The sequence below is a fragment of the Amycolatopsis sp. FU40 genome (assembly GCF_021903635.1).
In the GTDB taxonomy this organism is placed as follows: domain Bacteria; phylum Actinomycetota; class Actinomycetes; order Mycobacteriales; family Pseudonocardiaceae; genus Amycolatopsis; species Amycolatopsis dendrobii.
The window spans coordinates 4,007,835-4,031,878 of the sequence record NZ_CP091381.1 but is presented as its reverse complement, the minus strand read 5'-3'; the positions used below and the strand labels follow the sequence as shown (position 1 = coordinate 4,031,878).

22 protein-coding genes are annotated in these 24,044 nt (G+C 70.0%); 18 read left to right on the top strand and 4 right to left on the bottom strand.

All coding sequences use genetic code 11. From position 1 onward, the window contains the following. The first annotated feature begins 1 nt into the window (after nt 1). The 12 genes from L3Q65_RS19325 to L3Q65_RS19270 all read left to right on the top strand — a co-directional run bounded on the left by L3Q65_RS19325 (nt 2) and on the right by L3Q65_RS19270 (nt 13,273). Nucleotides 2-2,086 carry an acyl-CoA dehydrogenase gene (locus tag L3Q65_RS19325; protein WP_237600469.1) on the top strand — a complete coding sequence of 695 codons (2,085 nt, stop codon included), beginning with the start codon at nt 2-4 and terminating at the stop codon, nt 2,084-2,086. 22 nt (nt 2,087-2,108) lie between these two features. Next, entirely contained in the window at nt 2,109-3,308 is a 1,200-nt protein-coding gene (locus tag L3Q65_RS19320; RefSeq protein WP_182893212.1) for an acyl-CoA dehydrogenase family protein, read from the top strand. Nucleotide 3,309: 1 nt separating this feature from the next. Continuing rightward, nucleotides 3,310-4,413 (top strand): acyl-CoA dehydrogenase family protein, encoded by a 1,104-nt coding sequence (locus L3Q65_RS19315; protein WP_182893211.1) that lies wholly within the window; start codon nt 3,310-3,312, stop codon nt 4,411-4,413. A 9-nt stretch (nt 4,414-4,422) separates the two neighbouring features. Next, a complete protein-coding gene (locus L3Q65_RS19310; protein WP_182893210.1) occupies nt 4,423-5,277 on the top strand; it encodes a MaoC family dehydratase in 855 nt (284 codons plus the stop codon). Continuing rightward, on the top strand, nt 5,277-6,398 hold the full coding sequence (locus tag L3Q65_RS19305; protein ID WP_182893209.1) for a steroid 3-ketoacyl-CoA thiolase: 1,122 nt from the start codon (nt 5,277-5,279) through the stop codon (nt 6,396-6,398). Before L3Q65_RS19310 ends, L3Q65_RS19305 begins: the two co-directional genes overlap by 1 nt. Before the next feature lies 1 nt (nt 6,399). Next, nucleotides 6,400-7,221, top strand: coding sequence for an SDR family NAD(P)-dependent oxidoreductase (locus L3Q65_RS19300; RefSeq protein ID WP_237600468.1), 822 nt, complete (start codon nt 6,400-6,402; stop codon nt 7,219-7,221). Nucleotides 7,222-7,240: 19 nt separating this feature from the next. Further along, on the top strand, nt 7,241-8,857 hold the full coding sequence (locus tag L3Q65_RS19295) for a class I adenylate-forming enzyme family protein (RefSeq protein WP_182893207.1): 1,617 nt from the start codon (nt 7,241-7,243) through the stop codon (nt 8,855-8,857). Between the two features lie 131 nt (nt 8,858-8,988). After that, nucleotides 8,989-9,537 carry a MaoC family dehydratase N-terminal domain-containing protein gene (locus L3Q65_RS19290; RefSeq protein WP_182893206.1) on the top strand — a complete coding sequence of 183 codons (549 nt, stop codon included), beginning with the start codon at nt 8,989-8,991 and terminating at the stop codon, nt 9,535-9,537. Beyond that, entirely contained in the window at nt 9,537-9,962 is a 426-nt protein-coding gene (locus L3Q65_RS19285) for a Zn-ribbon domain-containing OB-fold protein (protein ID WP_182893205.1), read from the top strand. The genes L3Q65_RS19290 and L3Q65_RS19285 overlap by 1 nt, the downstream gene beginning before the upstream one ends. After that, the gene (locus L3Q65_RS19280) at nt 9,959-10,342 is read left to right on the top strand and encodes a MaoC/PaaZ C-terminal domain-containing protein (RefSeq protein WP_237600467.1); all 384 of its coding nucleotides are present in this window, start codon (nt 9,959-9,961) and stop codon (nt 10,340-10,342) included. Before L3Q65_RS19285 ends, L3Q65_RS19280 begins: the two co-directional genes overlap by 4 nt. 82 nt (nt 10,343-10,424) lie before the next feature. Beyond that, nucleotides 10,425-11,603, top strand: a complete 1,179-nt coding sequence (locus L3Q65_RS19275; protein WP_182893203.1) for a lipid-transfer protein — start codon at nt 10,425-10,427, stop codon at nt 11,601-11,603. After that, nucleotides 11,603-13,273 (top strand): AMP-binding protein, encoded by a 1,671-nt coding sequence (locus L3Q65_RS19270; protein WP_237600466.1) that lies wholly within the window; start codon nt 11,603-11,605, stop codon nt 13,271-13,273. The genes L3Q65_RS19275 and L3Q65_RS19270 overlap by 1 nt, the downstream gene beginning before the upstream one ends. On the opposite strand, the gene L3Q65_RS19265 is transcribed toward L3Q65_RS19270, so the two are convergent. Both L3Q65_RS19265 and L3Q65_RS19260 read right to left on the bottom strand, forming a co-directional pair. Further along, nucleotides 13,274-13,879 carry a TetR/AcrR family transcriptional regulator gene (locus L3Q65_RS19265; RefSeq protein ID WP_182893201.1) on the bottom strand — a complete coding sequence of 202 codons (606 nt, stop codon included), beginning with the start codon at nt 13,877-13,879 and terminating at the stop codon, nt 13,274-13,276. 52 nt (nt 13,880-13,931) lie between these two features. Then, entirely contained in the window at nt 13,932-14,528 is a 597-nt protein-coding gene (locus tag L3Q65_RS19260; RefSeq protein ID WP_237600465.1) for a TetR/AcrR family transcriptional regulator, read from the bottom strand. Between the two features lie 61 nt (nt 14,529-14,589). Between L3Q65_RS19260 and L3Q65_RS19255 the strand changes: the two genes are divergently transcribed. After that, nucleotides 14,590-15,465, top strand: a complete 876-nt coding sequence (locus tag L3Q65_RS19255; RefSeq protein WP_182893199.1) for an oxidoreductase — start codon at nt 14,590-14,592, stop codon at nt 15,463-15,465. Between the two features lie 4 nt (nt 15,466-15,469). Here the strand turns inward: L3Q65_RS19255 and L3Q65_RS19250 are convergent, their stop codons facing one another. Then, nucleotides 15,470-16,324, bottom strand: coding sequence for an alpha/beta fold hydrolase (locus tag L3Q65_RS19250; protein WP_182893198.1), 855 nt, complete (start codon nt 16,322-16,324; stop codon nt 15,470-15,472). An 81-nt stretch (nt 16,325-16,405) separates the two neighbouring features. Beyond that, complete coding sequence (locus L3Q65_RS19245) at nt 16,406-16,738, bottom strand: VOC family protein (RefSeq protein ID WP_237600464.1); 333 nt, start codon at nt 16,736-16,738, stop codon at nt 16,406-16,408. A gap of 196 nt (nt 16,739-16,934) precedes the next feature. On the opposite strand from L3Q65_RS19245, the gene L3Q65_RS19240 reads away from it, so the two are divergent. The 5 genes from L3Q65_RS19240 (at nt 16,935) to pntB (ending at nt 24,036) form a co-directional block, all read left to right on the top strand. Further along, complete coding sequence (locus tag L3Q65_RS19240) at nt 16,935-18,194, top strand: hypothetical protein (protein WP_237600463.1); 1,260 nt, start codon at nt 16,935-16,937, stop codon at nt 18,192-18,194. Between the two features lie 168 nt (nt 18,195-18,362). Then, on the top strand, nt 18,363-19,949 hold the full coding sequence (locus L3Q65_RS19235) for an alkaline phosphatase family protein (protein ID WP_237600912.1): 1,587 nt from the start codon (nt 18,363-18,365) through the stop codon (nt 19,947-19,949). An 84-nt stretch (nt 19,950-20,033) separates the two neighbouring features. Then, nucleotides 20,034-20,687 carry a TetR/AcrR family transcriptional regulator gene (locus L3Q65_RS19230; RefSeq protein WP_182893195.1) on the top strand — a complete coding sequence of 218 codons (654 nt, stop codon included), beginning with the start codon at nt 20,034-20,036 and terminating at the stop codon, nt 20,685-20,687. Between the two features lie 384 nt (nt 20,688-21,071). Beyond that, entirely contained in the window at nt 21,072-22,598 is a 1,527-nt protein-coding gene (locus L3Q65_RS19225; RefSeq protein WP_237600462.1) for a Re/Si-specific NAD(P)(+) transhydrogenase subunit alpha, read from the top strand. Nucleotides 22,599-22,617: 19 nt separating this feature from the next. Continuing rightward, complete coding sequence (pntB, locus tag L3Q65_RS19220) at nt 22,618-24,036, top strand: Re/Si-specific NAD(P)(+) transhydrogenase subunit beta (protein ID WP_182893193.1); 1,419 nt, start codon at nt 22,618-22,620, stop codon at nt 24,034-24,036. Nucleotides 24,037-24,044 lie beyond the last annotated feature (8 nt).

The window sequence follows — 24,044 nt, the reverse complement described above, 5'->3', positions numbered from 1 at the left end:
CATGCCCATCGCCCTGTCCGAGGAACACCGCGACCTGGCCGCCTCCGCCGCCGGGTGGGCCGCGCGGTACGCGCCGATCGCCGAGACCCGCGCCGAACCCGGGCGGCCGGACCTCTGGAAAGCCCTGACCGGTCAAGGCTGGCACTCCCTGCACCTGCCGGAATCCGTTGGCGGCCAAGGCGCTGGGCTGCTCGAACTCGCCGTGGTGGCGGAGCAGTTCGGCCGCCATCTGGTGCCGGGACCGTTCCTGCCGACCGTCATGGCCAGTGCCGTTCTCGCCGCCGCCGAACCGACGGAGGCGTTGTCCGCGTTCGCCGCTGGTGCGACCGGAGCTGTCGTACTAGACGGTCTCTCCGCGACCCGCACTGCGGACGGCTGGCATGTCAACGGCACGAGTTGCCCGACGCTCGGGCTCGCGGACGCGGAGATCGCGGTCGTCCGCGCACAAGAGATCTGGTTCGTGCTCCGACCAGAGCCCGGGCAGCTGATCCCCGTCGAGGCCGTTGATCTGACCAGATCCGCGGCGCGGCTCACACTGGAGAACTTCCTGGTATCTCAGGACAACCTCGTAGAACTTCACCCGGAACGCGCCGAGCTGGCTCTCGCGGTCCCCACGGCCGCGGAGGCGGCGGGGTTGTGCGGCTGGGCTCTGGACTGCGCCGTCGACCACGTCCGCACCCGCGTCCAGTTCGGCCGTCCGATCGGTTCGTTCCAAGCCGTCCAGCATCAAGCGGCGGGCATCCTTCTGCACCGCGAGATCGCGACGGCCGCCGCTTGGGACGCGGCGCGCGCCGAGCAGCATTCCGTTGCACAGCAAGCGCTTTCCGCTGCGCAGGCCAGGCACGCCGCGCTTCCCGCCGCGGTGGACGCATCCCTCGGCTGCGTACGCCTCCTCGGCGCGATCGGCTTCACCTGGGAACACGACGCGCACCTCTACTGGCGTCGCGCCGTCGCGCTGTCCGGTTCCCTCGGCCGATCAGCCGCCCGCACCCTCGGCGAGCGCGCCCGGACCACGACCCGCGACCTGACCATCGCCAGCCCCCGAGACTGCCTCGAACTGCGCCGCCAGATCGCCGCCGTCCTCGACCAGACCGAGCCGTCCACCCGCGCGCTCGCCGACGCAGGTCTCGCCGCCCCGCACTACCCGAAGCCCTACGGCCTGGCCGCGGGGCCGCTCGAACAGGCCGTCATCGCGGAGGAGTTCGAGCGCCGCGGAATTCCGCAGCCCACCACGGTGATCGGCGAATGGGTCCTGCCGACTCTGCTCGTCCACGGTTCCCCGGAACAGCGCGAGCGGTTCGTGCTGCCGACGCTGCGCGGGGAAATCCGCTGGTGTCAGCTGTTCAGCGAGCCCGGCGCGGGTTCCGACCTCGCCTCGCTCACCACTCGCGCGGCCAAAGCGGAAGGCGGCTGGCGGATCTCCGGGCAGAAGGTCTGGACCTCGCTGGCCCACGAGGCGCACTGGGGCGTCTGCCTCGCCCGCACCGACCCGGAAGCGCCGCAGCACCGCGGAATCTCGTACTTTCTCGTCGATCTGGCCACGGAGGGCGTCACCGTCCGGCCGATCAAACAGGCCACTGGACGCTCGGAGTTCAACGAGGTCTTCCTGGACGACGTGTTCGTCCCGGACCGCGATCTGGTCGGCGAACCGAACAGCGGCTGGAAGCTCGCGACGACCACGCTCGCCAACGAGCGGCACAACATGGGCGCGACTCTCGCGCATGGTTCGTCCGACCGGATCCGCCAGCTGCTCCGCGACCATCCCGACGATCCCGACGCACTGGCCGCGCTCGGCCGGTGCGCGTCGCGGGAACTCACGCTCGCCGCGCTCGGCCTCCGCAGCGTCCTGGCCCGGCTCGCCGGACTCGACCTGGGCGCCGAGGTCAGCGTCCAGAAGGTGTTCAGCGCGCTCGCCCAGCAGGAGGGCTCGCGCGAGGTGATCGCCCTGCTCGGCCCCGGCTCCGCGAGCGCGGAGGACGGGCACGTCGTCGACCACCTCGGCCTTCCCGCCGTGCTGTTCGGCGGCGGCACCGTGGAAATCCAGCTCAACGTCATCGCCCACCGCGTCCTCGGCTTGCCCCGCTGACCCGATCCTGAGGAGAAACCGCATGCATCCGGAGCTGTCGGAGCGTTCGCGAAGGCTCCGCGCGCAGCTGCGCGAGTACTTCGCCCGCATCATCGACGAGGACGACCGCCGCGCGCTGGCCGAACAGACCGAGGGCGGCCCGGTGTTCGACCGGGTGCTGCGCCGGATGGGCGCGGACGGCTGGCTCGGCCTCGGCTGGCCGGAGGAGTACGGCGGCCGCGGCGAGGACCCGGAAGCGCTTTTCGTGTTCTACGACGAGGTATTGCGCGCGGGAGCCCCGCTGTCGCTGGTCACCCTGAACACGGTCGCGCCCGCGTTGATGCACCACGGCACCGAGGAACAGAAGAAGTTCTTCCTGCCCCCGATCCTGCGCGGCGAGCTGATGTTCGCCATCGGCTACACCGAGCCCGGCGCGGGCACCGACCTCGCGTCGCTGCAGACGCGGGCGAAGATCGACGGCGACTCGCTCGTCGTCAACGGCAACAAGATCTTCACCAGTGCCGGCGTCTTCGCCGACTGGATCTGGCTGGCGGTCCGGACCGATCCGGACGCGCCGCCGCACCGGGGCATCTCCGTCGTGCTCGTGCCGACTGACACGCCAGGTTTTTCCGCCACCGAAATCCACACGGTGGGCGGGATCAGCACCTCGGCGACGTACTATGAGGACGTCCGAATTCCACTGTCCAATGTGGTCGGCGAGCTGAACGACGGCTGGCGGCTCATCACCAGCCAGCTCAACCACGAACGCGTCGCCCTCGCCGCACGCGGCGGCATCGCGAACCAGATGTACGACGCGGTCCTCAAGTGGGCGCAGGAGGAGCCGTTCGGCCCGGGCACGGTGTACGACCTGCCGTGGGTCCGGCACACGCTGGCCGAGGTGTACGCGCTGCTCAGCGCCACGGACCTGATCAACCTGCGGCTGGTCGCGGATGTCGCGGCAGGCACCCTCGGCGGCGGGGATTCCGCTGCCGCCAAGGTGTTCGGCACCGAAGCGGTGGTGACCGCGTACAGCAGGCTTCAGGAAGTGCTCGGCGCTCGCGGCCTGCTGCGGCCCGATTCGCCCGGAGCGGCGGTGAACGGACGGGTCGAGACGCTCGCCCGCCGTGCGCAGAACAACACCTTCGGCGGCGGCACCAACGAGGTGCTGCGCGAGATCGTCGCCGCGAAAACCCTCGGCATGACGCTGTCCGCGCGCCGCCGTCCGGAAAAGGCCAGGAGCTGACATGGATTTCGACCTCAACGACGACCTTGGCGCGGTCCGCGAGCTGGCCGCGAAGATCTTCGCCGACCGCGCGACCGTCGAGCGGGTGGCGGCCGTCGAGAAGCAGGGCGGTTTCGACGCCGGCCTCTGGCGAGTGCTCGCGGAAGCGGACCTTCTCGGGATCTGCCTGTCCGAACGGGACGGCGGGGCCGGGCTGGGGATGACCGGGCTGGCGGTGCTGCTGGAGGAAGTGGGACGGCACGTCGCGCCGGTTCCATTGTGGAACGTCGTCGCGGGCGGATTGCTGCCGGTCGCGCAGTTCGGTTCCGAGGATCAGCGGAACCGGGTCCTGCCGCGCGTGCTGGACGGTTCGGCGCTGCTGGTCGGCGCGTTCGACGACACGGTTTCGGTGACCGCCACCCGGCGCGGCGACGAGCTCGAACTCGCCGGCGAGGTCGGGTCAGTGCCCGCTGGCGCGCAAGCCGATCTGGTGCTGGTGCCGGTCAAGGAAGCCGACGAAGTCCACTTGGTACTGGTACCGACGGTCAACCTCGCCGTGACGCCCGTCGAAGTCACCAGCCGCGAAAGCCACGCATCCATCAGCTTCACGGGGGCAGTAGCCGCCCCGCAGGACATCCTGGCTTCCGGCGACAAAGCTCTGCGATGGACACTGCGGAGGCTCCGGGTCGCACTGGCCGCGATCAGCGTCGGCGTGTGTGCCGAGGCATTGGCGACCACCGCGAAGTACACCTCGGAACGAGTCCAATTCGGACGTCCGTTGTCGACGAATCAAGCTGTCGCGGTACGGGCCGCGGACGCCTACCTCGACACCGAGGCAATCCGCGTCTGCACCCAGCGCGCCGCCTGGCTGCTGGACGAGGGCCGCGAGGACGAAGCGGAGATCGCCGCGGTGGTCGCCAAATGGTGGGCCTCGCGCGGAGGACTGCGGGTCGTGCACGCGACCCAGCACCTGCACGGCGGCATCGGCGCGGACGTCGACTACCCGATCCACCGCTACTTCCTCTGGGGCCGCCAGGTCGCCTTCACCCTCGGCGCCGCCGACGCACTCGCCGCCGAACTCGGGGACCGGTTGCCGTCCGCACCCCCGATCGGTGCCCCGGCTTAGGAGGATTCCGTGCCCATCGACGTCGACAAAGCGCTCAACGCCCCGCCGCGCACCCAGCAGCTCGCCTGGACCACCCGGGACGTGCTGCTGTACCACCTTTCCCTCGGCTCCGGCACCGACCTGCGGTACGGCTACGAACGGGACCTGGAAGTCCTTCCGACCTTCGCGCTCGTTGCCGGACAAGGAATTTCCGCCGGAGACCGCCCCGCGGAAGGGTTGACGCTGCCCGGTGTGGACGTCGACCTGACCCGGCTGCTGCACGCCGGACAGGTCGTCACACTCCACCGCGACCGGCTGCCGACGTCCGGCTCGGCGGAACGAACCACGCGGATCGCGGAGATCCAGGACAAGGGCAAAGCCGCGGTTATCGTGCTGGCCCACGAGGTCGCGGACGCCGATGGTCCGCTGTGGACGTCGAAGATGTCGATCTGGGCCCGCGGCGAGGGCGGTTTCGGCGGAGACCCAGGCACCGCAGCCGGACCGAAGCTGCCGGACGGCGATCCGACGCACGTGCTCGACGTCGCCACCACGCCGGACCAGGCGCTGCTGTACCGGTTGAACGGCGACCGCAACCCGCTCCACGCAGATCCGGAGGTCGCGGCCAAGGCAGGCTTCGAAGCACCGATCCTGCACGGGCTGGCGTCCTACGGCTTGGTCGCCAAAGCCGTCGTGGACCACTTCCTCGACGGCCGCCCCGCACGCCTCCGTGAACTGGGAGCGCGCTTCGCGGGTCCGGTAATCCCCGGCCAGACATTGAGGATTTCCGTGTGGCAGCAGGAAAGTGACTTGAGGCTGAAAGCGACCTGCGGCGACGCGGCGGTCCTCGCCGACGCCTGGGCCCGCACGACTCCAGGAGATGCATGATGGGCACCCCGGTCATTGTGGACGCGGTCCGCACCCCGTTCGGCAAGCGGCGCGGCGCGTTGTCCGGCATCCACGCGGTCGAACTGCTCGGTCACGTGCAGCGCGGGATCCTCGACCGCACCGGCCTCGATCCGGCGCTGGTCACCGACGTCGTCGCGGGATGCGTCACGCAGGCGGGCGAGCAGTCGAACAACGTCGGCCGGTTCGCCTGGCTGCACGCGGGGCTCCCGGAGGAGACCGCGACCACCACCATCGACGCGCAATGCGGGTCCGCGCAGCAGGCGGTGCACCTGATCGCCGCGCAGATCGCGGCCGGGCTGGTGGACGCCGGAATGGCGTGCGGGGTCGAGTCGATGAGCCGGGTGCCGCTGCTGAGCAACCTCGGCGACGCGGGCCGCCCGCGTCCGGAGTCGTGGAAGACCGACCTCCCCGCGCAGTACGAGGCGGCCGACCGGATCGCCGCACGGCGCGGGCTCGCCCGCGCGGACCTGGACGCGTTCGGGCTCCGCTCGCAGCAACGCGCGCGCCGTGCCTGGGACGAGGGCCGGTTCGGCCGTTCGATCCTGCCGGTCCCGCTCGACGGCGGCCAGTTCGACCGCGACCAAGGACTGCGCGACACCAGCACCGAAGCCCTCGCCGGACTCGCCCCGATCAAGGAAGACGGCCTGCACACCGCGGGCACCGCGTCGCAGATTTCCGACGGCGCGTCGGCCGCGCTGCTGGTCGACGCCGACCAGACCTTCGGGCTGCGGCCGCGGGCGAGGCTGGTCGCGCAGACCATCGTCGGCGCCGAGCCGAAGTACCTGCTGGACGGCCCGATCCGCGCGGCCGAACGCGTGCTTGGCCGAGCAGGGATGACCATCGCGGACATCGATTTGTTCGAGGTCAACGAGGCGTTCGCGGCGGTGCCGCTGTCATTCGCCCGCACCCTCGGGGTCGGCGAGGACCGGCTCAACGTCAACGGCGGCGCGATCGCGATCGGGCATCCGGTCGGCGCGACCGGAATCCGGCTGCTCGCGGAGATCGTCGACGAACTGGAGCGCCGCGACCAGACGCTCGGCCTGGTGGCGATCTGCGCCGGCGGGGCGCAGGCCACGGCGGCGATCGTCGAGCGGCTCTGAGATGTATCCGCTGAGCGGGTTCGACGGCAAAGTCGCGGTGGTGACCGGGGCGGGCCGGATGCGGTCGATCGGCCGGGCGATCGCGGTCGAGCTGGCGAAGGCCGGCTGCGCGGTCGCGCTGACCGGCAGCGGCCGCCCGCGCGAGAAATTCCCGCCGGAAGAGCAGGCCGCGGGCTGGCGGGACATCGAGTCCGTCGCGGACGAGATTCGCGAGTTCGGCGGCCAGGCCTTGCCGGTGGTGAGCGACGTCGCTGACCCGGTGCAGGTCGACCGCCTGCTGGCGACCGTTTTCGACGCGTTCGGCCGCGTGGATATCGTCGTCAACAACGCCGCGGCCGCGCGCGGGCCCGATCGCCTGCCGGTGCTGGACCTCGACGTTAAAACCTGGGACCGGGTCCTCGCGGTCAACCTGCGCGGGCCGTTCCTGATGACGCGCGCGTTCGGGCGAAGGATGGTCGAGCAGGGCGACGGCGGGGTTTTCGTGAACATCTCCTCGATCGGCGGGAAGCTGTCCGGAGCGGGCTCGGCGGCCTATTCCGCGTCGAAAGCCGCGCTGCAGTCGTTGACCTCCTCGACGGCGAAAGAGCTGGGAGAACACGGAATCCGGGTGAACGCGCTGTGCCCCGGGGTGGTCGGCACGAGCAGGCTGGACGACGTGGATCCGGCTTCCTGGGCCGAGTACGTTCGCGCGCAAGTGCCGTTGCGGCGGGTTGGCGAGCCGGCCGACATCGCGGCGGCCGCGGTGTTCCTGGCCAGCGCCGAGGCGGGCTGGGTGACCGGGCAGTGCTGGAACGTCGACGGCGGGCAGCTGACGATCCGATGATCACAACGGGAGGCGACCGATGACCGATCGGGACGACATCATCGCGCGGCTGACCGCGCCGGGCGCGAGGTTCGAGATCCGGCCGGAGCCGGTCGCGGGCCGTCCGGCGAGGGTGTTCGCGCGGCGGCATCGGCGCCTGACCGAATTGCTGGAGGCCTCGCGCGAGTTCGGCGACCGCGAGTATCTGGTCACTGTGCACAGCCGGCTCACCTTTGCCCGGCACTACGACCAGGTTTCGGCGCTCGCCTCGGTGCTGCGGACCGAATACGGGGTCGGCCGAGGGGACCGGGTCGCGTTGTGCGCGGCGAACTGTCCGGAGTGGATAGTCGGATTCTGGGCCGCGGTGTCGCTCGGCGCGATCGCGGTCGGGATGAACTCGATGTGGGCCGCGCCGGAGGTCGCGCATGGCCTCGACCTGACCACGCCGAAAGTCGTGCTGACCGACGCGTCCCGGACACCGCTGGTCGCGGACCAGTATCCGGTGCTGGAATTAGGCAGCCCGCAGTACCGGGAACTCCTTGGCCGGCACGAAGGCACCGCGCTGAAACCTGAGCCGGTCGACGAGGACGACCCCGCCGTCATCCTCTTCACCAGCGGCACTTCCGGCCATCCGAAGGGCGCGACGCACTCGCACCGCAACGTGCTCGCCGCGGTCTGGTTCCACCTGTTCAACGACGCGTTGGCGGCGGAATTCGGCCGTCCGGCACGGGACCGCCGATTCCTGCTGGCCACCCCGTTGTTCCACATCGCCGCCCTGCACAACCTCGCCGTCGTGCGGCTCGCGGTGGGCGACACCGCCGTGCTGTACCAGGGGAAATTCGACATCCACCGGGTGCTGGACCTCGTGCAGGCCGAACGGATCACCAACTGGGGCGCGGTCCCGACGATGCTGTCCCGCCTGGTCGAAGCCGATCTCTCCGGCTACGACCTCAGCACGCTCAAGACCGTCTCGGTCAGCAGCGCGCCGTCGACCGCCGAACTGAAAGACCAGCTGCGGGACGCGCTGCCCGGTGCGGCCGCTTCGCTGAGCACGAACTACGGTCTGACCGAATCGTCCACCGCGGCCACCCTCGCGACCCCCGCCGAACTCCTCGCCGACCCGGACACCGCGGGACGGCCGGTGCCGAACATGGAAGTGCAGATCCGCGACACCGAAGGCCGTCCGGTCCCGGACGGCACCGACGGGGAGATCCACCTCCGCGGCCCGCAGGTGATGCTCGGCTACTTCAACGACCCGGCCGCGACCGCCGCCGCGTTCACCGACGACGGCTGGTTCCGGACCGGCGACCTCGGCCAGCTGCGCGACGGCGCGCTGTTCGTGCTGAGCAGGCGCAGCGACCTGATCCTGCGCGGGGCGGAGAACATCTACCCGGCGGAGGTGGAGGAACAGCTCGCCGGACATCCCGGGGTCGCCGAATGCATTGTCGCGGGTCTGCCGGATCCGGATTACGGGCAGATCGTCGCGGCGAAGATAGTGGTTCGTGCGGAGTCTGAAGTGGACGCTGATGAGCTGCGCGAGTATCTCGGCGAAAGGTTGGCCCGGTACAAGGTTCCGACGGCCTGGTTCTTGACCCGGGACCCGTTGCCGCGCAACGCGACCGGGAAGGTGGTCCGGCGGCTGGTGCGGTGGGAGTAAGGGCTCGTGAGTGGCGGCGCCGGTGCTGACCGGCATAGACACGCACGAGCCGCCCGCCCACCGGGACTGTCGCTTGCCCGCTTTCCCGCACGCTCCTAACGTCCTGCCAAACGCTTGCTCAAGGAGGGGTGATGACCGGTCTCCGGACGGACTTCGCCGAGTTCACCGGCCAGCAGGCCGAGCCGCCGCGGGTGGCCCGGTACGCGGTGAACGAGGCGATGATCCGCAACTGGGTCGAGGCGCTCGACGACCGCAATCCGGTGTATGTCGACGACGCCGCGGCGAAGGCGACCGGCCGCCCCGGCGTCGTCGCTCCGCCCGCGATGTGCTCGACCTGGGTGATGGCCGGGTACCGGCGCTACCGCGAGATCCAGCAGCTGCGCCGCGAGGGCGCGGTGGAGGATTTCGCGTACTCGCGGCTGATGAACGTGCTCGACGCCGCCGGCTACACCTCGGTGGTGGCCACCGACGTCGAACAGGAGTACGTCCGCGAGATCACCCCGGGCACGCACGTGACCTGCCATTTCACCATCGAGGCCGTGTCGGGGTGCAAGCGCACCGCGCTCGGCTACGGGCATTTCGTGACGCTGCGCAAGCATTACGTGGACGAGGCCGGCGAACTGCTGGTCGACGAACGTTTCCGGATCCTGCGGTTCCGCCCGGCCGAACGGAGCGAGTGATGGGCGAGCACACCGCGGTCCCGCGGCTCACGATCACCCAGGACAACCAGTTCTTCTTCGCCGCCGCTCGCGAAGGACGCCTGGAAATCCAGCGCTGCACCGGCTGTCAGACGCTCCGGCATCCGCCCGGCCCGGCGTGTCCGGTGTGCCGGAGCTTCGCGTGGGACACGGTCGTCGCCAGCGGACGCGCGGTATTGCACAGCTGGACGGTGCTGTATCACCCGAAGGATCCCGCGTTCGACTACCCGCTCGCGGTCGGCCTGGCCGATCTGGAGGAGGGCGTCCGGCTGGTCGCGGACATCGCCGGGATCGACCACGACCGGCTCGAGATCGGTCTGCCGCTGCGGGTCGGCTTCAGCGAGCACGCGCACGGCGAAATCCTCCCGCAGCTGCGGCCGCGCGACCCGAAGGAGCACACCCGATGACCCTGGCTCTCGGGGACCGCCTGCCGGAGCTGGCGATCCCGTTCGACCGGACCACGATCGTCGCCACCGCGATCGCGTCGCAGGATTTCGAGGACGTGCACCACGACCCCGGCAAGGCGGCCGAACGGGGAATGCCGGACATTTTCATCAGCATCAACGCCACCAACGGGTTCATCGACCGCTACCTCACCGACGTCTGCGGCCCGGCGACGCGGATCCGCAAGGTGTCGCTGCGGCTCGGGCTGCCGTTGTTTCCCGGGGACACGCTCACTTTCGCCGGCGAAGTCATCGAAGCGACCGAGGACGCGGTGACGATCAAGGTCGCCGGAAGCCACGAACGCGGCGTGCACGTGTCGGCTCGAGTGACGGTGGCGGCATGAGCGCAGCTCGCAAGCGAATCATGGTTATTCATGCCGGCGCCTTCCGGTCGGCCGGCGTGCGACTCCGTGAAGAGGTGGCGGCATGAGCGGGTTCGCGCGGCGGGCCGCGATCGCCGGGATCGGCGCGACTGAGTTCAGCAAGAATTCCGGGCGCAGCGAATGGCAGCTCGCCTGCGAATGCGTCCTCGCCGCTCTTGCCGACGCGCGGATTCCGGTCGAAGAAGTCGACGGATTCGCATTGTTCACCATGGAAACCAACCCGGAGATCGCGGTCGCGCGGGCGTTGGGGATTCCGCGGCTCAAGTTCTTCAGCCGTATTCCGCACGGCGGCGGCGGGGCGTGCGCGCCGGTGCAGCAGGCGGCGCTCGCGGTCAGCTCTGGCGTCGCGGACGTCGTCGTGGTGTACCGGGCGTTCAACGAACGTTCTGGCCACCGGTTCGGGGCCGGGCCGCCGCCGTTCGCTTACACCGCGAACACCGACCAGGAATACCGGAACTGGATCAACCCGTACGGCCTGCTCACTCCCGCGCAGCAAGAAGCCTTTCTGGCGCGGCGGTACATGCACAAATACGGGGCGACGAGCGAGGACTTCGGCCGCGTTTCGGTGCTTTCGCGCACACACGCGGCGGTGAACCCGAAGGCCTGGTTCCACGAACGGCCGATCACGCTCGAAGACCATCAGGCGTCGCGGATGATCGCCGATCCGTTGCGGTTGCTGGATTGCTGCCAGGAAAGCGACGGGGGACAGGCGCTGGTGATCGTGAGCGCGGAGCGGGCTCGCGACCTGCCGCATCCGCCCGCGGTGATCGCCGGGGCAGCGCAAGGCGTGGGGCCGCAACAGATTTCGATGAGCAGCTATTACCGTGCCGACATCGACGAGATGCCCGAGGTGCAGCTGGTCGCCGAGCAGTTGTGGGCCCAGTCGGGGATGGGGCCGGACGGCATCGACGCGGCGATTCTGTACGACGCGTTCACGCCGATGGTGTTGCTGCAACTGGAAGAATACGGGTTCTGCGGTCGCGGCGAAGCAAAGGACTTCATCGCCGGCGGCGCGCTCGAACTCGGCGGGCGGCTGCCGGTCAACACCCATGGCGGCCAGCTGGGGGAGGGCTACCTCCACGGGGTCAACGGAATCGCCGAGGGCGTCCGGCTGATTCGCGGCAGCTCGGTGAACCAGCCGGCGAAGTCGCTGGAGCACGTGCTCGTCACCGGCGGTTCGCCGGTGCCGCACTCGGCGATCGTCCTCGCGGCGGACCGCTGATGGAGACGTTCGCGGAAGTCGTCCGGTCCCGGCGCGGGGACGCGCACGAGGGGTTGCGGTTCGAGGGGCGAAGCTGGACGTGGGCGGAAGTCGTCGACGAGGCCGCCGTCCGGGCGTCGTTGCTGCGCACCTTCGAGCCGGGGCCCGGCCGGACGCAGCGGCACGTCGGGGTGCTGCTGCAGAACCTGCCGGACTTCGTGTTCTGGATCCTGGCCGCCGCGGTGACCGGGGACGTCCTGGTCGGCGTCAACTCCACCCGGCGCGGTGCGGAGCTGGCGGCGGACATCAGCCACACCGACGTCGACGTGCTGCTCACCGAACCGCTCTACCGCGACGAAGCGGCGAGCCTCGACCTGCCGACCGTCCGCCGGATCCTCGACGTGGAGTCGGCGGAGTACCAAAGCTTGCTGGCCGAGCACGCGGGCGCGGACCTGCCCGCGTGGCTCCCGGACCCGGCCGCGATCTTCCTGCTGCTGTTCAGTTCCGGGTCGACCGGCACGCCCAAGGCGGTGATCTGCGGCAACGGCCGCCTCGGCCGGTTGACCGACGCGCTGGCCGAACGCGTCTCGCTGCACCGCGATTCGGTCACCTACCTGTGCCTGCCGATGTTCCACGGGCACGCCATCATGATGAACCTCGCCGCGGCGGCGAAGGTCGGCGCGACGATCGTGCTGGTGCGGAAGTTCTCCGCGTCGCAGTTCGTCCCGGACCTGCGCGCGCACGGCGTGACCTACTTCAACTACGTCGGCCGGGTGCTGAGCTACGTCGTCGCGCAGCCGGAACAACCGTCCGACGCCGACAACCGGCTGGAAGTGGCCTTCGGATCGGAAGCCGCGCCGGGAGAATCCGCCGAATTCCGCCGCCGGTTCGGCTGCGAAGTGCGGGAAGGATACGGGTCCAGCGAGGGCGGAATCCGCATCGTGGCGGACCCGGACGCGCCGCCGAACGCGCTGGGCCGTCCCGCGCCCGGAATGCGCGCGGAGATCCGCGACCAGGACAACCGGGAATGCCCGCTCGCGGAATTCGACGGGAACGGCCTGCTGCTGAACGGCGAGGAAGCGACCGGCGAGATCGTCGCGGTCGGCCGGGGGAAAACGTTCGAGGGCTACTACCGCAACCCCGCCGCGATGGCCGAACGGCTGAAATTCGGCGGCGAAGACTTCTGGACCGGCGACCTGGGCTACCGCGACCGCGACGGCTACCTGTACTTCGCGGGCCGGGCGGCGGACTGGCTCCGCGTGGACGGCGAGAACTTCGGCACGGTCGCGGTCGAGCGGATCCTCGGCCGGTACCCGGCGTTCGCTGCGGCGCACTGCTACGGCGTGCCCGATCCGCGGACCGGGGACCTGCTCATGGCGTCGGTGATTCTCGCCGAGGATGCCGCGTTCGATCCGGCCGAGTTCGCCGGATTCCTTGCCGCGCAACCGGATCTCGGCACGAAATGGCGGCCCACGTTCGTCCGGATCATCGACGAGGCCCCGGTGACCGGCAGCGGCAAGGTGGACAAGGCGCCGTTGCGCGCACAGGGCTGGGAAGGCGGCCGGGTGTGGTACGCGCCGAGCCGGGCCAGTCCGTACCGGCTGCTCACCGAGGAGGATCGGGAGGCGCTGCGGGCCGAGTTCGCCGCGCACGGCAGGGAGAATTCGCTGCCCGCGGCTTCGCGGCGCTGATCACTGGGGCGGCAACCCCCGGGAAATCCGCGCGAACACGTCGCGCAGCGTCGCCGGAACCGTTTTCTCCAGGCTCTCGTCGAGAAACCGGTTCAGCACTGTGGTCATCGCCGCGATCGCCACGTCGGACACCAGCTGCGGGTACAGGTCGCCGACCTGCGTGCCGGTGCGTTCGGCGATCGCCTTGACCAGGTCGCCGGTCTCCACGCGGGCCAGCGCGGTGCGCATCTCCGGCGTCGCGCTCCACGCCTGCACCGCGCTGAGCTGGTCGGACGCTGGCTGCCCGTACGGCACTCCGTCGGCGCGCAGCGGTTCGATGAGCGCTTCGGCGAGCGCGGTCCAGAGCGGTTCGTCCGCCGGGCGTTTCCGCAGCAGTTCCGCGCTGAGCCGGATCCGGTGCTCCTGCCGGTAGGCGACCGCGTCGTATTTCGTGGCGAAGTAGTTGCTGAACGTCCGGAGCGACACCCCGGCCCGTTCCGCGATGTCCTCGCGGACGACGTTGTCTGGACCTCTCTCGTACATCAGCGCCACGGCGGCGTCGCTCAGCGCTTTGCGCGTGTCGAGCTTCTTGCGTTCTCGCAAGCCGAGCGGTCGTTGGTCAGCCATGCCGACCACGGTATCCAATTGTCCGCCGCATTCGCCCGGCCCGCCGGTTTCGTTACGGACGAGCGCCGTGCAGGAACTGTTCGACGGCGGTGTCCACGAGCCCGTCGAGCAATTCCGGCGGAACGAGGTCGCCGTTGCCGAGCGTCGCGATTCCTTGCAGCGTCGCGAACAGCACGACCCCGATCCGCTGCGGCGGCCCGTCCTGCAACGCGCCTTGCTGCTGCCCTTCGACGATCAGGTCGTTCATCAGCGAGAACGGCGCTTCGGCGGCCTGCACGATCCGCGACGCGCCAGGGCGATGCTTGCTGGTGTACATCAGTTCCAGCAGTGCCGAGTTCTCGGTGGCGAAGCGGGTGTACGCGGTTGCCGCGGCGCGTACGCGGCCCGGGAAGTCGTCGGCAGTCTTCAACGCCGTGCGCAACGCGCTGTCCAGGCGGGCGAAACCGGCTTCGGCGAGGGCGTCGAGCAACGCCTGCCGATCCGGGAAGTGCCGGCGCGGCGCGGCGTGACTGACGCCGATCTCTCTGGCCAGGTCGCGCAGCGACAGTTGATCGGCCCCGTGCGCGCGCAACCCGCGTTCGGCCGCGTCGAGCAAGGCGGTGCGGAGGCTGCCGTGGTGGTAGGGGCGGTCGTCGGACTGGTCGGGCACCCGGCCAGTCTAGCAGTATGTTTCCGTTGACAACATTGTTGTCGGTGCCTACTTTGGGGGCATGGACCTTCTTCCGGAAAACCAGACCGGCCGCACCGCCGTGATCACCGGTGCGAACAGCGGATTGGGCCGGGCGACGGCGGCGGCGCTGGCCGCCAAGGGCGCACGGGTCGTGCTCGCGGTGCGGAATCCGCGCAGCGGTCGCGAGGTCGCCGGTCAACTGCCCGGCGACGTCGAAGTCCGGCAGCTCGACCTCGCCGAGCTGGCCTCGGTCCGCGCGTTCGCCGCGGAGTTCGCCGAGCCGATCGACCTGCTGATCAACAACGCCGGGATCATGATCCCGCCGCTGTCGCGCACCGCGGACGGCTTCGAATCCCAGTTCGGGACCAATCATCTCGGCCATTTCGCGCTCACGAATCTGCTGCTGCGCCAGATCCGCGGCCGCGTGGTGACGGTTTCGTCGAACGGCCACCGGGTGGGCTCGATCGATTTCGCCGACCTGAACTGGGAACGGAGGCCGTACCGGGCGACGGCGGCCTACGGACAGTCGAAACTCGCGAACCTGCTGTTCACCGCCGAACTCCAGCGCCGCCTGGCCGAAGCCGGTTCGCCGGTGCTCGCGACCGCCGCGCATCCGGGCGTGGCGGCGACGAACCTGCTGAAAGTCGAGACGCCGGTGCTTTCCTCCATCGCGAAATTCGGCACTCGCCTGATCGCGCAAACCCCCGAGCAAGGCGCCCGGCCGACGCTTTACGCCGCGCTGGCCGACATTCCCGGCAACAGCTACGCGGGCCCGCGCGGCTTCCTGCAGAACCGCGGCGCGCCGAAACTCGTCGGCCGGTCGGCGAAAGCACGCGATCTCGAGACCGCGCGTCGCTTGTGGACGGTCTCCGAGGAACTGACCGGCGTGCGGTTTCCGCTGACTGTCCCGGCCTGACGCGTTATTTCGCGCCGGTCTCGGCAAGAAACGCCGTCAGTTCCTTGGCCAGTCGTTCCGGCTGATCCTCCGGGATCAGCGTGCCGCTGTCCGGGATCTCGGCGAGACGGCCGTCCGGGAACAGGTCCGCGAGCCGTCGTCCGTGCTCGGCGGGCATCATCCGGTCCTTGCCCGCCCACACGACCAGGACCGGCCGGTCGAAGGTCCGCAGCCGCTCCGTCCATTCGAGCAGCACTCGCCGCGGCGGGCTCCCGGTGGCGAATTTGACCATGTCCCGGCGGATTTCCTTGTCCCGCAAGGCCGGCGCGAACCAGCCTTCGAGAACGTCGTCGGGGATCCGGCTTTCGCACATCCCGCCGTAGGCGGCCTTGGCGTGGCGGTAGAACGACGTCCTGGTGGCTTGGGCGTGCAGCCACGGTCCGCCGGGAAGCCGGAGCAGCTTCACGGCCGGTCGAGCGGGTTTGGGCGGGAAGTTGTCGAACGCCTCGCACGCGACGAGCGCGAGCCGGCCGACCCGGGCGACGTGCTCGGCCGGGGCCAGCCCGTCGGCGACGAGGAATTGGCCGCCGCCCCAGTCGTTGAGCACGATTGTCGCGTCGTGGAGGTCGAGTGCGGCGAGGAATTCGCCGAGCAGCCGCGCGATCCCGAACTGGGTCAGGTCCGCGTCGGGCCGCATCGGGGCGAGGTGCGCGCCGAGCGGCAGCGTGGGCAGCAGGCAGCGGCAGCCGTCCAGCAGCGGGACGACCTTGCGCCACTGCGTGCCGGACATCGGGAAACCGTGCCCGAACACCAGGACCGGTCCGGCGCCGCCGGTGTCGGTGTAGTCGATCGGCCCGGCGGACAGCTCCACGCGCGGCATTGGACCTCCTCGGGTCTCGCGACTAGAGCGATCTCTCTAGTCGTGACCCTAGGCCGGTCCGGGCCGGCCGGTCAAGCCGGGTCACCGGCCGCTGAACACGACGCGGTTCCCGTCCGGGTCGGCGAGCGGCAGAATGCGCGCGCCGCCGCCGGGCTGCGGTCCGTCGTGCGCGATGCCTGCTTTCGTTGCCTGTGCGGCGGCCGCGTCGAGGTCAGTCTCTTCGAAGACGACCGTCGACCGTCCGGCGCGCTCGGGTTCGGACCACACCTGCAGTCCGAAGGCGTCGCCGAGGTGCCATTCCAGCAGTCCGGGCATCGGCCGCGCGTCGGGACCGCGATCGAACAACGCGGTGTACCACTTCTCGGCGCGTGCGAGGTCGGAGACGGTGCACTGGGCGAGTACTCGGCGGATCATGACCAGTCCTTCCGTGGTGATTTCGTTGTGCAAGCACTGTGAGGAGAGCACAGGTGATGGCAAAGTGCAAGCACTTGCGATCGCCGGGGGTTCGGAATATCTGCCGGACGCGGGGAACCTGTGCTCGGTTCGAGTCGTCGCACCTGGCATGTCGAGGCTGAGGAATTCCGTGGTCGTCACCGGTGCTTTCGTTGCTGTGACGGTGCTTTCCGGCTGTTCGGACCCCGCGCCGCCCCCGGTGCCGCCCCCTTCGCCCAAGGCGGACCCGGAAGCGGCACAGCAGAAGATCCCCGAAGCGTTCGACGCGGCCAAGGGCTGGACGGCGGTGGGCGCCGACGGCGGCAAACTGGCTGATCCGGTGCTCGCGGCGCGGGCCGGAGCGGTGTTGTTCGCGGTGCCCTCGCCCGACGGCAAGACCGTCCGGCTCCTCGCGAAGGACGAGAAGACCGGCGCGGACCGGTGGACGAGCGCGCCGGTCGAACTGCCCGGCGAGGAAAGCGGTTACCACGACGTCGCCACGCGATTGTTCGAGACGGCCAAGGACGGCAAGGATTACGCGGTGCTGGCCAGCACCGGCCTCGAAGGCGGCGACGCGGTCAACAAAGCGAAGGAAGTAACGCATCTCGACGTGTTCGACCTCGGCGCGACCGCGAACGGCGGGAAGGCGGTGCGGCAGATCGCCATCCCCGTCGCGGCGGGCCGGTTCACCGTGCAGGACGGCGGAACGGCGCTGGTCGAAGCGGACCGCGCGACCGCGGTCGCGGACGTGTCCACCGGCGAAGTCACGACCTACGACCGGAGCAGTCCGTCGCTGAACGCGCCGAAGCCGTGCGAGCACGCGATCGGCGACTGCAACCTGAATCTCAGCGTCCCCGGCGCGACCGCGAGAGGGCCGCTGGTACAGGGGTTCCGGGCGTTCTGGACGCCGGGCGGCTGGTTCAGCGGCGACGCGGTCCCGGCCGGGGCGGCGGCGAACGTCGGCAGTGCCGATGTGCGGACCTACGGCACGCCGGACGGCAAGCACGTCCTCGCGGCGTGGCCGGTCGAGGACGACGCGACTGCACGGATGTGGGCGGTCCACGACGCGGCGACAGGACAGGTGCAGGCCTCGGTCCGCTGCGCGCAGTCCACTCTGGACGACAAGGAGAGCAGGCGCGCCGGGCCGTTCCTGGACGCGGGCGGCCGGTATCTCGTGGCGGGACGGGCGGTTTTCGATCTGGAAGCGAAGAAAGGATACTGTTTCGCCGAAACCGCGACACACAAGGCCATCAAGGTCGAATCGGTCGATCCGGACGGAATTGCCTACGGGGCTAGTGAATCCCCGGTGCGGATCGACCTGTCCACCGGGGAGGCGAAGCCGCTGCCCGAGGGGACTTCGGCTCCGGCGGCGATCGACCAGAGCGTCGCAGTGATCGACAAGGACTCCGACGGCGTGTACGTGTATCCGCGCCGTTGAACGAATCGCGCGAATTGCGCCGCCGTTTCGCCGCGAGCGTTCATCTTGTGTTTCTCCCGCGGTTTTCCCTCGTCTTTGTGCGCGGCCTGGAATACGCCGGTCGCTGTGTCGGCGGCGGAGACGAGGAGGGCACCCGTGTCGAGAATTCGTTGGCGTGCGGCCGTGGCGATGGCCGCGGCCGGTGCCGTCGCGGCGGCCGTGCCCGCACTGGCCGCGCCGGTTCGCGCCGAGCACGTGCTGCTGCTTTCGGTCGACGGTCTCCACCAATCGGACCTGGAGTGGTACACGCGCACCCACCCCGGATCGGCGCTGGCCGCGCTCGTCGCGCACGGCGCCGAGTACACGCACGCGAGCACGCCGGTGCCGTCGGATTCGTTCCCCGGCATGGTCGGCCAGGTGACCGGTGGCAACCCGGCGACCACCGGGATCTATTACGACGCCACCTACAACCGGGCTTTGCTGCCGTCTGGCACGACGGCGTGCGCGGGCGCGAAGCCGGGGTCCACAGTGGACTACACCGAGGATCTCGACCGGGACAAGGACCGCATCGACGCCGGACAGGGACTGCCGAACCTGCCCGACGGCGTGCTCGCGATGACCGGCGATCCGCGTTCGCTGATCGACCCCGCCGCGCTCCCGGTCGATCCGAAGACGTGCGAACCCGTTTACCCGCACCAATATCTGCGGGTGAACACCGTGTTCGAGGTCGCCCGCCAGGCCGGGTTGCGCACCGCGTGGTCGGACAAGCACCCGGCGTACGAACTGCTCAGCGGTCCGTCCGGGACGGGAATCGACGACCTCTTCGCCCCGGAGATCAACAGCAAGGCGCCCGGCTCCGGCGATTGGACCAAGGACAACGCCGCGACCCAGCGATACGACGGCTACAAGGCCAAGGCCGTCCTGAACGAGATCGACGGCTTCGACCACAGCGGACGCGCGCACGCCGGTACGCCCGGCGTGTTCGGCATGAACTTCCAGTCCGTCTCGACGGCGCAGAAGCTGCCGGTTTCCGGTGGCAGGCCCGGCGGGTACCAGGCGGACGGCACGCCGGGCCCGGTGCTGCGGTCCGCTTTGGACTTCGTCGACCGGCGACTCGGCGCGTTCATCGCTGAACTGCGGAAACAGCACCTCGACCGTTCGACGGCCGTGGTCCTCTCCGCGAAACACGGCCAGTCGCCGATCGACCCGGCCGCGCTGACCCGCATCGACGACGCCCCGCTGCTCGCCGGACTGAACGCCGCCTGGCGCGCCGCGCACCCGGGCGCGCCCGACCTGGTCGCCCAGTCCACCGACGACGACGCGATGCTGCTGTGGTTCACCGACCACTCGCCGGAGGCCGCCGCCTTCGCCCGGCAGTACTTGCTGGCCCAGTCCGGTACCGGAAACGGCAGCACCGGCGCGCCGAAACCGTTCACGCACGCGGGTCTGACGGCGGCGTATGCCGGAACCGACGCCGCCCGGTACTTCCACGCCGCCCAAGGCGACCCTCGGGTGCCGGATCTGGTCGGCATCGCGCAGCACGGCGTCGTGTACACCGGCGGCCACTCGAAAATCGCCGAACACGGCGGCGCGGCGGCCGACGACCGCGCGGTTCCGCTGGTCGTCAGCGGCGGGCACGGCGAGCGGATCCCGGCGGCCGTCGAGACGACGCAGATCGCGCCGACGATCCTGCGGCTGCTGGGCCTGGACCCGCGTGCGCTGGACGCGGTGCGCGCGGAGGGCACGCGTCCGCTGCCTGGCCTCGGCCGCGGCTAGGGCCGAGGCCCGCCGGAGAATCGCACACCTGCTGTTCAGCGGCTTATTATGAGCAAAAGCTCACCGCCGTCGAGGAGGCTTGCGATGTCCGGAAAGCGGCTCCAGCCGCGCAAGGAGCCCCAGCAGGTGCGCGGCGAGCTGACCCGGCAGCGGATCCTGGCGGCGGCCGCACGGGTTTTCGCCGAGCTGGGCTACGCCGCGGGCACGACGAACCGCATCGCGGAGCGGGCGCGGGTGTCGATCGGGTCGCTCTACCAGTACTACCCGAACAAGGACGCCATCCTCGTCGCGCTGGCGGCCCGGCATCTCGACGCCGGCGCGGAAACCCTGCGCCGCCACCGGGAAACCGCCGGGCCGCCGGAGACGCTCTACGGGGCGCTCCGCGAGCTCGTGCACGTGGCGGTCCAGAACCACCTCGACGATCCGCAGCTGCTGCGCGTGCTGGCCGACCAGGCCCCGCGTTCGGCGGAGTTGCTGGAGCAGGTCGCCCGGTACGAGGAAGAGCGGGTCGCCTCTGTGCGCGAGCTGCTGGAACGCTCGCCGGAAACGCGCGTGTCCAATGTGGACATGGCGGCGCGGATCGTGGTGAACACGGTGGAACTGCTCGTGCACAAGCTGATCGCCGGGCCGGAGCCGCTCGACCTTCCCGCGTTCGAGGACGAGCTGACGGCCATGCTGACCCGGTACGCGACCGCAGGCTCCGAGCGGAGCAGCGGGTTGGGCCGCCCGGTCGGCTGAGCGCGGGGAGGCCGGTTGTCAAGTGGCGGACATCACTGCGGGCGTCGTGATCGATCCGGCGGCTGTGTCCGAGAGCACGGCCGGATCGGCCCGGGCCAGGACCGGCGAGGCGGTTCAACCGGGTAGTCGGCGGCTGACCTGCTCGCCGCCGCGGCCCGCGGGACGGCGGGCGCGGGCCGGCCGCCCGCGACGGCCCGGGCTATGACCGTGATCTCGTCGCACTCGCCGGGAAAAAGGGGCTCCGGTTGGCTGCCGGAGGCCGGGCGGCATGGGAGTATCCAGCGCATCTGTACCTGAAGCGGGCGAAGTCGGACCAGGTGGCGACCCAAAACGCCGTCAGGCCCGGCCGGCGGATCTTCCGCGAACGAGCGGGAAGGAGACGGCATGCTGATCGGGGTGCTCAAGGAGGCCCAACCGGGGGAGACGCGCGTCGCGGCGACCCCGGAAACGGTGGGCAAGCTGCGCGGGCTGGGCTACGAGGTGGCGGTGGAGCCGGGCGCGGGGCTGGCGTCGGGGTTCTTCGACGAGGCGTATGCGGACGCGGGTGCGGCGGTCGGGCCGGTCGCCGAGGCGGACGTCGTGTTCGGGGTGAACGCTCCCTCTTCCGAGCAGTTGGATGCGGTGAAGCCGGGCGCGACGGTGGTGAGCTTGCTGGCGCCGGCGTTGAAGCCGGAACTGGTGGAGGATCTGGCGAAGCGGCCGATCACGGCGTTGGCGATGGACGCGGTGCCGCGAATCAGCCGGGCGCAGTCGCTGGACGTGCTGTCCTCGATGGCGAACATCGCCGGGTACCGCGCGGTGGTGGAGGCGGCGCACACGTTCGGGCGGTTCTTCACCGGTCAGGTGACTGCGGCGGGGAAGGTGAACCCGGCGAAGGTCCTGGTCGTGGGCGCCGGGGTCGCGGGGTTGGCGGCGATCGGCGCGGCGGGGTCGCTGGGTGCGATCGTGCGGGCGACGGACCCGCGGCCGGAGGTCGCTGATCAGGTGAAGAGCCTGGGCGGGGAGTATCTGTCCATCGAGGACCCGAACGCGGAGGTTTCCGCCACCGGGTACGCGAAGGAGATGGGCGACGACTACAAGGCGCGCGAGAAGGAGCTGTACGCGACGCAGTGTCGCGAGGCCGACATCATCGTCACGACGGCGTTGATCCCGGGCCGTCCGGCGCCGCGGATCATCACCGGCGAGATGGTGGCGTCGATGAAGCCGGGTTCGGTGATCGTGGACATGGCCGCGGCGAACGGCGGCAACGTCGAGGGTTCGGTCGCCGGGGAAAGCATCGTCACCGGCAACGGGGTGACGATCCTCGGGTACACCGATCTCGCGGGGCGGCTCCCGGCGCAGGCGTCGCAGCTGTACGGCACCAACTTGGTCAACCTGATGAAGCTGATGACGCCGGAGAAGGACGGCCGCTTGGTCGTGGACTTCGACGACGTGGTGGTCCGCTCGATCACCGTCGTGAAGAACGGCGAGCTGACATGGCCGCCACCGCCGGTGCAAGTCTCCGCGGCGCCGCAGAAACCCGCGGCGGCGGCGGAGAAGAAGGAGGAACCGGAGAAGCAGCCGATGTCCTCGGGGCGTCGGCTCGGGCTGGTGCTGGGGATCGCGGCGGTGTTCCTGCTGCTGGCGGCGCTGGCCCCGGCGGCGCTGCTGCCGCATCTGACGGTGTTCGCGCTGGCGATCGTGATCGGCTACTACGTGATCGGGCACGTGCACCACGCGCTGCACACGCCGTTGATGTCGGTGACGAACGCGATTTCCGGGATCATCGTCGTGGGCGCTCTGCTGAATCTGGTCAGCGGCAACACGGTGGTCGTCGTGCTGGCGGCGGTGGCGACATTGCTGGCGACGATCAACATTTTCGGCGGGTTCGCGGTGACCCGCCGGATGCTCGCCATGTTCTCCCGCAGCTGACCCGAGAGGCCTTCTTCAGATGACTGTGCACACTGCGAGCCAGGCCGCCTACATCGTGGCCGGGCTGTTGTTCATTCTCGCGCTGGCCGGGCTGTCCCGGCACGAGACCGCGCGGGTCGGGAACTATTTCGGCATCGCCGGGATGGTCGTCGCGCTGATCGCGACGATCGCGCAGGCGGTGTCCGGGGAGATCACCGGCACCTCGATCGCGTTGATGATCATCGCGATGGTGATCGGCGCGGGGATCGGGTTGCGCCGGGCGGCCGTGGTCGAGATGACCGGGATGCCCGAGCTGATCGCCCTGCTGCATTCGTTCGTCGGTCTCGCCGCGGTGCTGGTGGGCTGGAACGGGTACCTGCAAGTCGAAGACGATCCCGCCGGCGGCGAGGCGCAGCACCTCGATTCCCTGGGCACGCTGGGAATTCACCACGCCGAGGTGTTCATCGGCGTGTTCATCGGCGCGGTGACGTTCACCGGGTCGATCGTGGCGAACCTGAAGCTGTCGGCGAAGATCAAGTCCGCGCCGTTGATGCTGCCGGGCAAGAACTTCCTCAACCTCGGCGCCCTGGTTTTGTTCGTGGCGTTCACCGCGTGGTTCGTCGCGAGCCCGGCGCTGTGGCTGCTGATCGTGGTCACCGTGCTGGCGTTGGCGCTGGGGTGGCACCTGGTCGCCTCGATCGGCGGCGGGGACATGCCGGTGGTCGTGTCGATGCTGAACAGCTATTCGGGCTGGGCCGCGGCGGCGTCGGGCTTCCTGCTGGAGAACGACCTGCTGATCATCACCGGCGCGTTGGTCGGCTCGTCGGGTGCGTACCTGTCCTACATCATGTGCAAGGCGATGAACCGGTCGTTCATCTCGGTGATCGCGGGCGGATTCGGCATCGAGGCCGGACCGTCCGGGGACAAGGATTACGGCGAGCACCGGGAAATCAACGCCGAGGGCGCGGCAGAACTGCTGACGGCCGCGTCGCGGGTGATCATCACGCCGGGCTACGGGATGGCGGTCGCGCAGGCCCAGTACGGCGTGGCCGAGCTGACCCGGAAACTGCGCGACAAGGGCATCGAAGTCCGGTTCGGCATCCACCCGGTCGCCGGACGTCTGCCCGGCCACATGAACGTGCTGCTGGCCGAGGCGAAGGTGCCGTATGACATCGTGCTGGAACTGGACGAGATCAACGACGATTTCGCCGACACCGACGTGGTGCTGGTGATCGGCGCGAACGACACCGTCAACCCGGCCGCGGCCGAGGACCCGGGCAGCCCGATCGCGGGCATGCCGGTGCTGACGGTGTGGGAAGCCGAGAACGTCGTCGTGTTCAAGCGGTCGATGGCCTCGGGCTACGCGGGCGTGCAGAACCCGCTGTTCTTCCGGGAAAACTCGGCGATGCTCTTCGGCGACGCCAAAGACCGGGTCAACGACATCCTCGCCGCGCTGTGAACCAGGAG